Source organism: Miniphocaeibacter massiliensis (genome assembly GCF_900232905.1).
GTDB lineage: Bacteria > Bacillota > Clostridia > Tissierellales > Peptoniphilaceae > Miniphocaeibacter > Miniphocaeibacter massiliensis.
This window is the reverse complement of sequence record NZ_OCTQ01000001.1, coordinates 145851-160414: the sequence shown is the minus strand read 5'-3', so window position 1 is coordinate 160414 and position 14564 is coordinate 145851. Positions and strand designations below refer to the sequence as shown.

The following is a 14564-nucleotide window of genomic DNA, read 5'->3' as shown; positions in this document are numbered from 1 at the left end:
TACCTCTAATTAAATATTATATTATTATTAATTTTATCTATGAACTTATCTATCTCATTATTTAAGTTTTTATATCCATCTTTGCTTAGTAAATTGTCTTTTATAATGCTTTTTGCAATAGGTTGTACCTTTTCTAATAATTTAATGTCATCATAAATATTTGCTATTTTAAGGCTAGGCAATCCTGATTGTTTTGTACCTATTATATCTCCACTTCCTCTTAGTTCTAAATCTTTTTTAGAAATTGCAAAACCATCATTTGAACTTTCCATAATTCTCATTCTTTCCCTAGAAACTTTACTATATGATCCATTTATTAATATACAATATGATTTATGACTACCTCTTCCAACTCTTCCTCTTAATTGGTGTAGCTGAGAAAGTCCAAACCTTTCAGCATTATATATAACCATAATATTTGCATTAACAACATTTACTCCTACTTCTATAACCGTTGTCGAAAATAATATCTTAATTTCATTATTTATAAATTTATTCATAATAGAATCTTTTTCATCATTTTTCATTTTTCCATGAATAAATGCTATTTCTGTATCTTGAAAATATTCATTTTTAAGTCTTTCAAATAGTTCAACAACAGAATTTAAATCTAATTTTTCAGATTCTTCTATAAGTGGACATACAATATATCCTTGTCTTCCTTCATTTATTTGTTTTTTTATAAATTTTATAATTCTTTCTTCATAGTTCATATTTACTGCAAATGTATCTATTTCCTGCCTTCCAGGTGGTAGTGAATCAATTATGGAAATATCTAAATCTCCATACATAACTAAAGTTAATGTTCTTGGTATAGGAGTTGCTGTCATTATCAAAGTATCTGGATTTTCCCCTTTTTTAGATATTTTTGCCCTTTGTTTTACTCCGAACCTATGCTGCTCATCTGTTATAACCAAACCTATATTTTTAAAATCAACTACATCTTCTAGTATTGCATGTGTTCCTACTAATATATCAATATTTCCATCTTTTAATTTTCTATATATTTCTTCTTTTTTAGAAGATTTTAAACTTCCTTTTAATAGTTCAACTTCTATATTTGTATTTTTAAACAATTCTTTTAAAGTGTTATAATGCTGTGTAGCTAATATTTCTGTAGGAGCCATCATTGCAGACTGATAGCCATTATAATAGGCTTTTACCATTGCTGCTGCTGCAATAACAGTTTTTCCTGACCCAACATCTCCTTGAACAAGTCTATTCATAGAAGTATCGGAGTTCATATCTTTAAAAATTTCATCTAATACCCTATTTTGAGCATCTGTTAATACAAATGGCAGACTGTCTATAAAAGAATATACTTTATCATAATCTTTAAATTTAATTCCTTTTCTGTCTATATTTATAGTATCCAAATTAATTGTTGCCTGAAGTATTAAAAGTTCTTCAAATTTTAAAGTTTTTCTTGCTGCTACAAGCATTTTCATGCTCTCTGGAAAATGAATGTTCCTAATAGCTAACTTTCTATTTATAAGACTGTTTTTAGCAGAAATCTCTATAGGAATAATGTCTAAAATATTTTCGTTTTTTATAGCTCTACCTATGAAATTAACTAAATCATTGTTAGTAAGTCCTTCTGTTAATGAATACTGGGGATAAATTTTCCCAATTTTATTTCCAAAGCTCTTTTCTATAATTGGCGAATCCATTTCAATAATTCTACCATTTTTACTAATTTTCCCATAAACATAAAAAATATCGTTTAATTTAATATTGCTTTTTATATATGGATTATTAAACCATTTTAAAATAATATTGTTATACCCATCTGTAGCTCTACATGTAGTTATAGACATTTTCCTTCTAGGATATGATGTTTTGCATGGAGAAACTATTTTAATTCTAAGCAAGTTAAAATCACCTAAAGTTGCTTCCTCTATTTTAACAACTTTAGTTCTATCTTCATAATCTCTTGGATAATATTCTATTAAATCTAAAGTATTAAAAATCCCTAATTTATTTAATAGTTTTTCTTTTTTTGGTCCTATCCCTTTTATTGTTTTTAATTCCATAATAATAAATAAAAAGCCTTACATTAGTAAGGCTTACTCCACTGAAATAATATAATAGTATAAAGGCTGTTCACCATTGACAAACTCTATATCTGAATCAGGATAAAGTCTTGTCAATTTTCTTTCTAAATCATTTACTAGTTTATCTTCTATGTCATTACCGTAATATACTGTAATTAAACTAGATTCTTCATCAATAATTTTACTCAATAAATCTAGAGTAACCTTATTTAATTTTTTACCCGTTGAAAGAATTTTTCCTCCTTCAAGTCCAATAATATCATCTTTTTTTATTTTTAATCCATCTATTTCAGTATCTCTAACCGAAAATGTCAATTGTGCTGTTTTAACTGTAGTCAAAGCTTCTGACATTTCTTTTTCATTTTCTTCTGGACTAGCTTCTTCATTAAAAGACAATAATGCTGTTATTCCCTGAGGTATAGTCTTTGATTTTATAACCATAATATTTTTATCTGAAAGTTTTTTTGCTTGTTCAGCTGCCAAAATAATATTGCTATTATTCGGGAAAATATATATATTTTCTGAGTTAACTTTATCAATCGCTTCTAAAATTGTTTCAGTAGATGGATTCATTGTTTGACCACCTGATATAACTCTATCTACCCCTAATTCTTTAAAGATATTATCTAGTCCTTCTCCTGTTGAAATAGCTATAAATCCAAATTTTTTTTCTTCTCCCATTTCAATAGTTGGTTCTAAATATTTATCAGCTTCTGATCCTGCAATAATATGATTATGTTGTAAACGCATATTATCTATTTTTATATCTTTTAATGATCCCAATTTTAATGCTTTTTCTAAAACTACTCCTGGATTATTTGTATGAATATGAGTTTTTATTAATCCATCACCTTTTACTACTAAAATACTATCTCCCATTTCAGATATTTCATTTCTGAATTTTAAATAGTCACTTTCTTCAGTTTCTATCATAAATTCAGTACAATACCCAAATTTAATATCATCTCCAGTATCATGAGCAGCTGAAATATTGGAAGCTTTAACACTATTTTTCAACTCAATACTTGATGTGGTTGAAATATTTTTATAATTCAATACTCCTTCTAAAATAACAATTAATCCCATACCACCTGCATCTACTACACCTGCTTGTTTTAAAACTGGAAGCATTTCAGGAGTTGTATCTAAAACTCTTTTACCTTCTTTTATTAAATCTTCAAAAAATAATTTTACATCATCATATTTCTCAAAATTTTCTTCTGCAAATTCTCCAATTCCTCTAATAACTGTTAGAATTGTTCCCTCTGTAGGTTTCATTACAGCTTTATAAGCTGTTTTATAAGCTTGTGACATTCCATCTTTTAAAGTTTCAACATTTATTTCTTTACTATCGCCAATACCTTGAGAAAAACCTCTAAGTATTTGTGATGTAATTACACCTGAGTTACCTCTTGCTCCCATAAGTGAACCATTACTATAAGATTTTGTTATGTCTTTAATACTATTCTCACTACTAGAATCCATTTGTTTTACTGCAGACTTTAGAGTCAAAGACATGTTAGTACCAGTATCTCCATCAGGTACAGGAAAAACATTTAAGCTATTAACTTCATCCTTTTGATTTTCTAGATTCTGATAACCAGCTCTTAGCATTTCCTTTAATGACTTAATGTCAGTAATACTCATCTTATACTTCCTCCTGGTCTTGTAGTCTAATATCCCTTACTAAGATATTAACTTTATCTACTTTTATTCCTGTTTTTTCTTCTACATTAAATTTAACCGTTTCAATTATATTTTCTGAAACTACAGAAATTTGCACTCCGTGTTCTAATATAACTGATAAGTCTATTGTTATTTTATTATTTTCAATAGTTACTGTTACACCTTTTGACAAATTGTCTTTTTTTAATAGTGTCAATATAGTATTAGTTGTATTTGCATTTACTAACCCAACTATTCCATAAGACTCCATTGCTACATTACTTGCTATATTTGTAATAACTTGATCACTTACTGTAATACTACCAAATTCATTTATTATATGAGCTGACATGTCGCCCTCCTTAATTTTGTACATATATTTCTATTGTAGTTTAAAAACAAGTTTATGTAAATATTATTACCCCTTTTTACAGATATATATAACAATTTCTTGCATATTATTTTTTTGTTTGCTATAATATTAATGTTGCAAAACTAAGAATATCTAAAGGACTGACAGGAGGTGTAACTATGTCAAAAAAATGTGAAATCTGTGGTAAAAGCAGAGTATTCGGTAGCAGTATAACTTTCTCACACAAGAAAGGTAATAGAAGCTGGGCTCCAAATATTAGAAAAGTAAAAGCAGTTGTTGACGGACGAACAAAGAAAATAAATGTATGTACTAGATGTTTAAGATCTGGTAAGGTAGTAAGACCTCAATAATAATAAGATAAAATTAGAAATACCTCTAAAAAGAGGTATTTTTTTAATCTCTAGATTCAATTATTAACGCATTTCCTTTATTAATATATACTTTTCCTACACTCTCTATTAAATAATTACTAAGACACCTACTGCTTCCAAACTCTATATTCTCACTGTCTAACTTGTAATAAAATCCTTCTAGCGTTACATTTATTCCACTCATATCTAGTGGTATTATAGATATATTTTCAAATTCATTTCCTACTATATTTAAACTATTTGACAATCTAATTTTATTGTTCTCATCTATAATATATCCTTCAATGTTATTATCTCTAATTTTTTTTAATAACAATATATTTGATATTGTATGGTCTAATCTACTACCTGTACATGACAACATAAAAATTTCAGAACATTTTTTTTCAATTAAATAGTCTACTGCTGCCTCTGTATCTGAATTGTCTTTTTCAATATTAAGCATTTCCATAGGATATTCTCTATTTTTTATTATTTTAAAATACTCTTTATTTATAGAGTCAAAATCTCCAATTGCTATATCAAATTTTATATTTAAATCTATTAAATACTCTACTCCCTTATCAACAGCTACACAAAAATCTGATTTTTTATAATATTTTTCTATTATATTTGTATCTTTTATTTGTCCACCTGATACTATTAAACCTATCACTTATTCACCCTCTTAAGTCTAGGCAACAACAAAAATATTAAAATAATTGAAATAATAGTATTTGGTATAATATACAAACCATTATATAAAAAAGAACCATATAACAAAGGTATATCTACTGGTAAAAACTTCTTAAAAAATACTATTCCAGATAAAATCGCCATTGCCATTCTCATAAAATTAGCAAAAATCACTGAGATTACTACTTTTAGTATATCACCCTTTTTTTCTAATTTGATACTTTTCTTTCCAAAACCTGCAACTCCCAACATAGCATATGCTAACGGATAATCAAATAAAAATTGTAATAGTGATATTATATATGGATCTATTAAAGAATCCAACATTCCATACATTGCTCCTACAATAATTCCAGGAACAGATCCCCATCTTAATGCAAAAAGTAATAAAGGAACATATCCTCCTGGAGTTATTGAACCTCCTTGGGGCATTTTATATAATTTTATATTGTTAAGTATTACCGATAAAGCAATCATAACTCCTGCTTCTGCTAACATCCTAATATTAATATCAAATCTTTTTTTCTTTTCCATATTTCCTCCTTAGTTATTTAAAATAAAAAATCCATTTATCTAGCATAGATAAATGGATTTTTTGTCAATTACAATTTGTAATTAAAAATTCACTTTCCTACGCTAGCATTATCTAGTTCAGGTCCAAGGGTCGTGTAAACACTCTCAGCAAAAAGCTCCCCTAGTGTACTATATATTTTTATAATAATATTTAATTTTTTCCTTCATTTTTTCTAAATCAGAATTAAAAATATCTGATCCTGAAACAAAAATGTCTACTCCTATATTATTAAGAGTATCTAAATTTGTAGTTTTTACTCCTCCATCAATTTCTAGTAATATGTTAGTATTATTTTCATTGATTAATTCTCTAGTTTTTTTAATTTTATCAATTGATGATTTAATAAAACTTTGTCCGCCAAATCCTGGATTTACTGTCATTATTAAGATTAAATCAAGTTCATCCCACAAATAATCTAAAACAGAAAGTGACGTTCCTGGATTTAAAGAAACTCCTGCCTTTACTCCTGTTTCTCTTATTTGTTGTAATACCCTTAAAGGATGATTTGTAGCTTCTTCATGAATGGTAATTATATCTGCTCCAGCTTTTACATAATCTTCTATGTATCTTTCTGGTTTATCTATCATTAAATGAACATCGAATATCATATCTGTTTTGCTTCTTAAACATTTTATAATACCTGGTCCATAAGATATATTTGGAACAAAATTCCCATCCATAACATCTAAATGCAAATATTTTACATTATTCTCTTCTAAAACTTTAATCTGCTTTTCTAAATTATAAAAATCTGCCGCCAAAAGTGATGGTGAAATTTCTGCCATTAAAATCTCCTTATTTTATCATATTCATTTAATATCTGCTTGTAATTTTCGTATCTTTCTTTAGCAATTATTTTTTCTTCTAACGCTAGTTTAACACCACATACTGGTTCATTTATATGATAACAGTCATTATATTTACATTTATTAGCATATTTTCTAAACTCTATAAAATTGTCTTTTATATCATTTCTTTCATCTATGAACTCTAAAGATAAAGAGCTAAATCCAGGTGTATCTATAATATAACTATTATTTGATAGCTTAGACATTTCTATATGCCTTGTAGTATGTTTTCCTTTTTTATTTTTTACACTAATCTCTCCAGTATCAAAATTAAAATTAGAAAAAATTTTATTTAATGTTGTGGATTTACCAACACCTGAAGGTCCTACTACAGCAGTTATTTTATCTTCAAATAACCTATCTAAACTAAGATTTGATTCTTTTACATTAGAATTAAAATATATATCATAACCAATATTCGCATATATTGAAGATATATATTCCATATCTTTGTCTTTTACTAAATCAACTTTATTAAATATGATTTTAATTTCTAAATTTGATTTTTCTAACATTAAAATATATTTGTCTAAAAGATTCAAATTTATTTTTGGATCTTTTAGACTCATAATAATTATGACTTGATCAATATTGGCTAAAGGAGGTCTTAATAATTGATTTTTTCTTTCATATACTTTTTCAATATATCCAGTCCCGTCATCATTAATAGAAATATCTACTAAATCACCTACTATAGGCTTAATGTCTCTATCTCTGAAAACTCCTCGAGCCTTACATAAAATTACCTTATTATTTTGTTCAACATAATAAATTCCTCTATGTGATTTTATTATTCTATCCATAAGCTATTTTAATATTCCATCATCATATGATGTATCATCTACAAATACTTCATACGAATCTCCAGATTTACCATTTATTTTTACACTAATGTTTCCTTCACTAAGTGAATGTGTTTCTTTAAGAATTGGATTTCCATTGCGATTTAATACAACTACTATAGTATAAGTCTCTCCTACCATAGATTGAATTTTATTTTTTTCTATTGTTACTACTTTCGTAGAAGTCGATGGTTGAGTTTCTGTCGGTTTTGTTTCTTCAGGTCCTTTACTTATAGTTAAAGTTATCGTTGTACCTTTAGAAACTTCCCTACCGCTAATACTCTGACCTATAACTTGACCAACTGGCTTATTACTATATTCTTCAGTAGTCTCTACTGTTAATCCCAAGTTTTCAAGTTCATTCTTTGCATCTTTTTCTGTATAACCAACTACATTAGGCACTCCCACCATATTTTTATCTTCTTCTGGTCCTTTGGACACATATAAAGTTACATTAGATTTTTTCTCTACTTTAGTTCCCGCCGGTGGATTTGTAGCTATTACAAGCCCTTCTCTTATATTGTCATCGGATTTTTCTTCAATCGTAACTACAAGTCCTAATTCTTCTAGTTTGTTTTTAGCATCTGTTCCTTGCCAATTATTCTTAAAATCAGGAATTTCTACTTCTTCATTTACTTCTTCTAGTTTTACTGTTACTTCTGTGTTTTTTTCAACTTCTGTATTAGCTGCGGGGTTTTGAGATACAACTTTTGCATTTTCTTTATTCTCTATCTCATCTTCATTTTCTACTTTTATCTTTAAATCTTTTTCTTCTAATGTTTTCTTTGCTGCTTCATAAGTCATCTCATTTAAAGCTGGTACTTGCACCATTCCGTTATCATTAAAGAACACATTGAAAGCTAAAACTAGACCTCCTAGAAGTAATGCTGCTAAAAGAATAGGCAAAATATAAGTTTTGAAAACTCCTGGTTTTTTCTCTTCTTCCTCATCCTCTTCTTCATCTTTTGGCATATTGTAAATAGCTTTATTTCTTCTTTCTTCTATATCCTCATCTTTTATTACGCCAATTCTTTCTGTTTGACCTTCTCCACTATCATCCAGTCTAAAATTTCTATAATTTAACAGTGCTATTTTAAGCTCAGTTGCATTTTTAAACCTATCAGCTGGATTTTTTGACATAGCCTTTATAATAATGCTATTCAAACCATCTGGTATTTGTTTGTTTAGGCTTTTTGGTTCTATTAATGGGTCTTGAATATGTTTTAAAGCAATTCCAACTGCATTTTCAGCATCAAAAGGAATTTTCCCTGTTGCCATCTCATATAGTACAACACCTAAAGAGTATATGTCGGATTTCTCATCAATAAATTTCCCCTTTGCCTGCTCAGGAGATATATAGTGAACTGTTCCTAAAACTGTAGAAGTATATGTTATAGTTGCTGATGATGATATTCTAGCTATTCCAAAGTCAGTAACTTTAGCCACACCCTCTTCATTTATTAAAATATTGTGAGGCTTTATGTCTCTATGAATAACATTATTTTTATGTGCAGCATCTAAAGCCGAAGCTATTTGTACACCTATATTAGAAATATAATCTGGTTCTAAAGGTGCCTGTTCATCTATAACTTCCTTTAATGTTTTACCATTTATATATTCCATAACTATATAATTGTATTTTACACCTTCAATTGTTGAGCTTCCAACATCGTATACTGAAACTATATTTTGATGAGATAAACTTGCTGCAGATTGAGCTTCCATTGCAAATTTTTTAACAAATTCTTCGTCATTCATGAATTCATTTTTTAATACTTTAACAGCCACGTATCTATTTAAAAGAGTATCTTTAGCTCTATAAACTACAGCCATTCCACCTACTCCGATATTTTCTTCTATTAAATATCGATTACCAAGAGTTAAACCTATCATTGCTTAGATTCCTCCTCTATCTCTAGTAATGAAATTGTTATATTGTCAAATCCCCCTCTATCTAAACTTAAATCTATTAATTCATTAACTTTTTCTTCAAGAGTTAAATCTTTTTTCAATATTTCTTGTATTTCAAAGTCTTCTAGCATACCATTTAGACCATCTGTACAAAGTAAGACCATATCATTTTTTTCTATATCTATAGCTAACATTTCTGGTTCTACTTTTTCTTCGGCTCCTAAACTTTTAGTAATTACATTTTTTTGAACATAATTTCTTGCTTCTTCTTCTGTAATAGTTCCACTAAGAAGTAAATCATTAACTAATGAATGATCTTTGGATAGCTGTCTAAAACCATACTCATTTAAAAAATATGCTCTACTATCTCCAACATTAGCAATATATAGTGAATTACCTTTTACTAAGGCTACAACTATTGTAGTCCCCATATTTAGCAAATCTTCGTTATTATGGGATTCATCGTATATAATTCCATTGGAATAAGAAATACATTCTTTAATCAAATCCTGATAATTATCAAATTTATCTAGATTTTCTTTAAAAAAATAAATAAACGACTTTACTGCAAGTTCTGAAGCAATTTCTCCTGCATTATGTCCACCCATACCATCGGCTACTACCATTAAAGCAAAATCATCTGTAACATAATTATCATAATAATCTTCGTTTAATTTTCTCTGCAATCCAATATCCGTACTTGAATAAATTTGCACCGTCTCACTTCCTTATTTAATAATATGAGCTGCTCTTAACTGTCCACAGGCTCCACTTATATCCTGTCCTAAACTCTTTCTAACAGTTGCATTCAACCCTAGTTTTTCTAAGTTATTTTTAAATTTATTTATAGCATCTTTGCTCGAACTATTTTCATTAAATTCTCTTATTTTATTTAATGGAATTAAATTAATATGACAATTCATTCCCCTTATAATATTTCTTAGTTCTAAAGCATGCTTATAACTATCATTTACTCCCTCTATAAGGGTATATTCAAAACTTATTCTTCTACCTGTTTTTTCAAAATAATATTTAGTAGAGTCTACAATTTCTTTTATATTATACTTTTTTTCTATTGGCATAATTTTTTTTCTTTCATTATCAAATGGATTGTGTAATGAAATAGTCATATTTATTGGTAAGTTTTCTTCTGCTAATTCATAAATTTTAGGAACTATTCCACATGTAGATAAAGTAATATTTCTTAAACTTATATTATAACCATCTTTATTTGATAATATTTTTATAAATTTGATAATATTATCATAGTTGTCTAATGGTTCTCCTATACCCATTAATACAATATTACTAATTCTTTTTCCAATATCCTTTTGTACTGTATATACTTGGTTCAATAATTCATAAGGTTCTAAATTTCTTACAAATTTTTGTTTTGTTGACGCACAAAAAGTACAGCCCATTTTACAACCTACTTGTGAAGATATACAAATTGTATTGTGAGTACTATACTCCATGTATACAGATTCTATAATGTTTCCGTCATTTAATTCTATTAAGTACTTTCTTGTTTTATCTAGTTTAGATTCAAGTTTATTATAAATTTTACTAGGGACAATATTTCCATGTTTTTTTAATTTTTCTCTTAAACTTAAAGAAAAATTAGTAAATTCATCTATCCCATAATATTTATTTTTGTGAATTCCTTGAAATAATTGTTTAGCTCTAAACTTTTTCTCACCTATGGATTCAATAAATTCACTTAACTCTTCCAAATCCATATTATTGTAATTTTTATTTTTCATTATAATCCTTATTATTATATCATAATCTTAATATTTTTTAGTAAATTTACTTATAAAAAAGCCATTTGTTCCAATTTCATAGGGCATAAATTTAACAAAAGGTAGTTCTTTATTTTTAAATAGTACCGATAATTTATCTATTTCTCTATGTGATTTAATAAAATAGTCCACTTGTTCTTCATTTTCTTCTTTAAAAATACTACATGTACTATAAACTAATTCTCCACCTTTTTTTAAATATTTCAAAGCATTTTCAAATAGTTTTCTTTGAGTTATTATTAAATCATTTACCTGATTTATAGTCCTATATAGCTTAATTTCTGGCTTTCTTGAGACAATTCCCGATCCTGAACATGGTACATCTAGTAAAATATAATCAAATTTATCAATTAAATTTTCTTGTAGTATCATACCATCAAAACTTGTAGTATTTATATTTTTACAACCTAATCTCAATATATTTTGATTTATTTTATCTAATTTGTTTTTGTATATATCATTAGCCAAAATATTTCCTGTATTATTCATAAGCTCTGAAATATAACATGTCTTACTTCCAGGAGCTGCACATAAATCTAGTATTTCTGAATTATTACTAGGATTTAGAACATCTCCAACGAAAATACTTCCCCCATCTTGTATTGTAAATAATCCATTTTTAAAAGCATTAGTTTTAAATATATTATTTGGATTTATAATAATTAAAGCATTTTCTAAAAATGGATGTGAAATATATTGAATATTTTCTTCTTTAAAAATATTTAATATTTCTTTTTTTGAAGTTTTCAAATTATTAACTCTGATTATAAATTCTTTTTTATCATTAAAACTTTTTAAAATTTTAACTAATGTTTTTCTTGAATATTGTTCATTTAACAGTTTATAAAAATCATCTCCAACAGAAAATTCTGTTTTTAATCTTATATCTCTATCTTTTATTGTATTCAAATATTCTTCTATAGTATTATCTAAAATTTTTCTTAGAACTGCATTTAATAAACCTTTGAATTTAGATAATTTAAAATAATTTGCTATTTCTAATGCTTCATTTACAATTGCATAGCCTGGAATATTGTCAAGAAACATCAATTGATATATAGAAATCCTAAAAATCTCTATTAATTTAATCGGAATTTGTTTTTTCTGTCTTTCTAGCTTTAATTTCAATATATGATCTATTAATATTTTGTTTTCTGTAACTCCATAAACTAGCTCTCTAATAAAAGCTTTATTTAAACTATCATTATTTATATGATTAATTAATTCACTTGTATATCCAAAATCATTATTAACTTTTTCTAAAATTTTAACTGCTTCTATTCTTTCATTCATAATATAAAAAGGGATTTTATCCCTTAATCCCTTCTTCTCATTCCTAAAAGTCTTATAAGTTGCACCAATGCCATTAACGTTGAAGCTACATAAGTTAACGCTGCCGCTTGTAATACAGACTTTCCTTCACCAACTTCATCTCTAGCCAAAATTCCATAACCTTCTAAATTCTCTAGTGCTCTACTACTTGCATTAAACTCAACTGGCAAAGTAATTATTTGAAATATTACTGTTACTGCAAATAACGCTATTCCTACATTTATCAGAAATCTAAATTGACTCATAAATATTCCTATAAAAAGTATTATAAACGCTGATTGAGATGCAAAGTTTACTGCTGGTACTAAAGATGTTCTTATTGTAAGTGGTACATATTCTTCTTTATCTTGTACTGCATGCCCTACTTCATGAGCCGCTACTGATATCGCAGAAATACTAGTTTTATTGTATACACCTTCAGATAAACGTACTACCCTAGTCCTTGGATCATAATGATCAGTTAAATTTCCTGCTACAGAAACAACTTCTACATCTTCCAATCCATTTCTATCCAATATCATTCGTGCTACTTCTCTACCTGTATAACCAGATTCAGCATTTACTTTACTATATTTATTAAAAGTACTACTTACTTTAAACTGTGCAAATACAGCAAGTAATAATGCAGGTATTAATAAAACTGTTCCTAATTGAGATAAATCCATATTTCTCCCTTCTATCTTAAAATAATATTTTCTTTAAAATTATTTCCTTTTAAGAAATCTTTAACTTCCATTGCTTTTTTGTTAGGAAATTGTATTTTTTTTAGAATTATATATCCACCTTTTACAGAAATTTTTATTCCCTCATCATTAACAGATAAAACTTTTCCTAATTCACTGTTATTGATTTCTTCTATTTTTTCCATGTCATGAACTTTTATGTTTTTGTCTTCATATTCAAAAAAGCAACCTGGCCAAGGATACATTCCTCTAAATTTATTATATATTTTATTTAAATCATCTTGCCAGTTTATTCTACCCATAGATTTTTTTAACATTCCTTTGTAAATAGCTAAACTCTCATTTTGCTTTGTTTTATTTGAATAATATTCTTCATAATTATTTATTACTTCTACTAAAGCTTTAGCTCCTAACACCATTAATCTATCATGAAGAGATTCAGCTGTTTCATTAGCTTCTATATCAGTATTTTCTATTTTTAAAATATCTCCTGTATCTAGTTTTTTATCTACCAACATAATAGTAATACCTGATTCTTTATCTCCTTCTATAATAGCCCAGTTAATTGGCGCTGCCCCTCTGTACTTTGGTAGAGTAGAAGAATGTAAATTAATAATTTTATCTTTAAAAGTATTTAATAATCTATCCCCTATTATTTGTCCATATGCAACTACTATTAGTAGGTCTGGATTTATTTTAATTAATTGTTCATATACGTCGTTACTATTAATATCTTTTGGAGTAATAACTTCCAAATCATTTTCTATAGCATATTCTTTAACAGGAGTTGGTTGATATTTTCCACGATTCCTCTTTTTATCAATTTGAGATATAACAAGCTCAACAGAAATATTTTCATTTTCATTTATTTCCTTTAGAGATTCAACTGCAAAATCTGGTGTTCCTAAAAAAACAATTTTTTTCATTAACTTTCTTCCAACTCTTCTCTTTTTTCTAATTCTCTTAAAGTTTCCTCATCTACTTCCACTACTTTATCAATATATAAAATACCATCTAAATGGTCTAGCTCATGAGAAACACAAACTGCTTTGTATCCATCACATTCTAGTTTTTGTTCTTTTCCATTTTCATCTAAATATTCTACTACCAATTTTTCTGGTCTTTCTACATACCCTGACTGTTCTGGCACAGAAAGGCATCCTTCAATATTAAGCTGCAAATCTTCACTTTTTTCTACAATTTGGGGGTTTATCATTTTTATTAACCCAGTATCATCTCTCATATCAACAAGAACTACTCTTCTTAATACTCCTACTTGAGGGGCAGCTAACCCTAAACCATCAGCATCGTATAGAGTTTCTTCCATATCTTTTAGTAATTCTTCTATTCTATTGTTAATTTCTGTAACTTCTCTAGATTTTTTTCTAAGAATAGGATCTCCCTCTATTCTTATTTGTCTTTTAGCCATATATC

General features: G+C 27.4%; 15 protein-coding genes and 1 riboswitch. Of the genes, 1 reads left to right on the top strand and 14 read right to left on the bottom strand.

Annotated features, from left to right (window positions below):
* Window positions 1-5: 5 nt before the first annotated feature.
* From recG to CS899_RS00820, 3 genes are read right to left on the bottom strand one after another with little or no spacing between them, the layout of a single operon-like run.
* On the bottom strand, window positions 6-2033 hold the full coding sequence (gene recG / locus CS899_RS00830) for an ATP-dependent DNA helicase RecG (RefSeq protein ID WP_099203070.1): 2028 nt from the start codon (window positions 2031-2033) through the stop codon (window positions 6-8).
* 33 nt (window positions 2034-2066) lie between these two features.
* Window positions 2067-3701, bottom strand: a complete 1635-nt coding sequence (locus CS899_RS00825; protein ID WP_242491844.1) for a DAK2 domain-containing protein — start codon at window positions 3699-3701, stop codon at window positions 2067-2069.
* Window position 3702: 1 nt separating this feature from the next.
* Window positions 3703-4071, bottom strand: a complete 369-nt coding sequence (locus CS899_RS00820; RefSeq protein WP_099203069.1) for an Asp23/Gls24 family envelope stress response protein — start codon at window positions 4069-4071, stop codon at window positions 3703-3705.
* A 179-nt stretch (window positions 4072-4250) separates the two neighbouring features.
* On the opposite strand from CS899_RS00820, the gene rpmB reads away from it, so the two are divergent.
* Window positions 4251-4442: a 50S ribosomal protein L28 gene (rpmB, locus tag CS899_RS00815; RefSeq protein WP_099203068.1), complete on the top strand. Its 192-nt coding sequence runs from the start codon at window positions 4251-4253 to the stop codon at window positions 4440-4442.
* 43 nt (window positions 4443-4485) lie between these two features.
* On the opposite strand, the gene CS899_RS00810 is transcribed toward rpmB, so the two are convergent.
* The 11 genes from CS899_RS00810 to def all read right to left on the bottom strand — a co-directional run bounded on the left by CS899_RS00810 (window position 4486) and on the right by def (window position 14559).
* On the bottom strand, window positions 4486-5118 hold the full coding sequence (locus tag CS899_RS00810; RefSeq protein WP_099203067.1) for a thiamine diphosphokinase: 633 nt from the start codon (window positions 5116-5118) through the stop codon (window positions 4486-4488).
* Window positions 5115-5672: an energy-coupled thiamine transporter ThiT gene (gene thiT / locus CS899_RS00805; protein ID WP_099203066.1), complete on the bottom strand. Its 558-nt coding sequence runs from the start codon at window positions 5670-5672 to the stop codon at window positions 5115-5117. The genes CS899_RS00810 and thiT overlap by 4 nt, the downstream gene beginning before the upstream one ends.
* A 77-nt stretch (window positions 5673-5749) precedes the next feature.
* A riboswitch (TPP riboswitch) is annotated at window positions 5750-5844 on the bottom strand.
* The gene (gene rpe / locus CS899_RS00800; RefSeq protein ID WP_099203065.1) at window positions 5841-6497 is read right to left on the bottom strand and encodes a ribulose-phosphate 3-epimerase; all 657 of its coding nucleotides are present in this window, start codon (window positions 6495-6497) and stop codon (window positions 5841-5843) included. It overlaps the preceding riboswitch by 4 nt.
* Window positions 6497-7363, bottom strand: a complete 867-nt coding sequence (rsgA, locus tag CS899_RS00795) for a ribosome small subunit-dependent GTPase A (protein ID WP_099203064.1) — start codon at window positions 7361-7363, stop codon at window positions 6497-6499. The genes rpe and rsgA overlap by 1 nt, the downstream gene beginning before the upstream one ends.
* 3 nt (window positions 7364-7366) lie before the next feature.
* Complete coding sequence (gene pknB, locus CS899_RS00790; RefSeq protein WP_099203063.1) at window positions 7367-9295, bottom strand: Stk1 family PASTA domain-containing Ser/Thr kinase; 1929 nt, start codon at window positions 9293-9295, stop codon at window positions 7367-7369.
* Window positions 9292-10029, bottom strand: coding sequence for a Stp1/IreP family PP2C-type Ser/Thr phosphatase (locus CS899_RS00785; protein WP_099203062.1), 738 nt, complete (start codon window positions 10027-10029; stop codon window positions 9292-9294). Before CS899_RS00785 ends, pknB begins: the two co-directional genes overlap by 4 nt.
* A 12-nt stretch (window positions 10030-10041) precedes the next feature.
* The gene (rlmN, locus tag CS899_RS00780) at window positions 10042-11076 is read right to left on the bottom strand and encodes a dual-specificity RNA methyltransferase RlmN (RefSeq protein ID WP_099203061.1); all 1035 of its coding nucleotides are present in this window, start codon (window positions 11074-11076) and stop codon (window positions 10042-10044) included.
* Between the two features lie 27 nt (window positions 11077-11103).
* Window positions 11104-12408: a 16S rRNA (cytosine(967)-C(5))-methyltransferase RsmB gene (rsmB, locus tag CS899_RS00775; RefSeq protein ID WP_099203060.1), complete on the bottom strand. Its 1305-nt coding sequence runs from the start codon at window positions 12406-12408 to the stop codon at window positions 11104-11106.
* 23 nt (window positions 12409-12431) lie between these two features.
* Window positions 12432-13112, bottom strand: a complete 681-nt coding sequence (locus CS899_RS00770; protein ID WP_099203059.1) for a zinc metallopeptidase — start codon at window positions 13110-13112, stop codon at window positions 12432-12434.
* A gap of 11 nt (window positions 13113-13123) precedes the next feature.
* A complete protein-coding gene (gene fmt / locus CS899_RS00765) occupies window positions 13124-14056 on the bottom strand; it encodes a methionyl-tRNA formyltransferase (protein ID WP_099203058.1) in 933 nt (310 codons plus the stop codon).
* Window positions 14056-14559, bottom strand: coding sequence for a peptide deformylase (gene def, locus CS899_RS00760; protein WP_099203057.1), 504 nt, complete (start codon window positions 14557-14559; stop codon window positions 14056-14058). The genes fmt and def overlap by 1 nt, the downstream gene beginning before the upstream one ends.
* Between the last annotated feature and the right edge of the window lie 5 nt (window positions 14560-14564).

Excerpts from the sequence above, each read along its gene's own strand:
- recG (WP_099203070.1), bottom strand. The coding sequence starts at position 2,033 with ATGGAATTAAAAACAATAAAAGGGATAGGACCAAAAAAAGAAAAACTA.
- CS899_RS00825 (WP_242491844.1), bottom strand. The coding sequence starts at position 3,701 with ATGAGTATTACTGACATTAAGTCATTAAAGGAAATGCTAAGAGCTGGT.
- CS899_RS00820 (WP_099203069.1), bottom strand. The coding sequence starts at position 4,071 with ATGTCAGCTCATATAATAAATGAATTTGGTAGTATTACAGTAAGTGAT.
- rpmB (WP_099203068.1), top strand. The coding sequence starts at position 4,251 with ATGTCAAAAAAATGTGAAATCTGTGGTAAAAGCAGAGTATTCGGTAGC.
- thiT (WP_099203066.1), bottom strand. The coding sequence starts at position 5,672 with ATGGAAAAGAAAAAAAGATTTGATATTAATATTAGGATGTTAGCAGAA.
- rpe (WP_099203065.1), bottom strand. The coding sequence starts at position 6,497 with ATGGCAGAAATTTCACCATCACTTTTGGCGGCAGATTTTTATAATTTA.
- rsgA (WP_099203064.1), bottom strand. The coding sequence starts at position 7,363 with ATGGATAGAATAATAAAATCACATAGAGGAATTTATTATGTTGAACAA.
- pknB (WP_099203063.1), bottom strand. The coding sequence starts at position 9,295 with ATGATAGGTTTAACTCTTGGTAATCGATATTTAATAGAAGAAAATATC.
- rlmN (WP_099203061.1), bottom strand. The coding sequence starts at position 11,076 with ATGAAAAATAAAAATTACAATAATATGGATTTGGAAGAGTTAAGTGAA.
- rsmB (WP_099203060.1), bottom strand. The coding sequence starts at position 12,408 with ATGAATGAAAGAATAGAAGCAGTTAAAATTTTAGAAAAAGTTAATAAT.
- CS899_RS00770 (WP_099203059.1), bottom strand. The coding sequence starts at position 13,112 with ATGGATTTATCTCAATTAGGAACAGTTTTATTAATACCTGCATTATTA.
- fmt (WP_099203058.1), bottom strand. The coding sequence starts at position 14,056 with ATGAAAAAAATTGTTTTTTTAGGAACACCAGATTTTGCAGTTGAATCT.
- def (WP_099203057.1), bottom strand. The coding sequence starts at position 14,559 with ATGGCTAAAAGACAAATAAGAATAGAGGGAGATCCTATTCTTAGAAAA.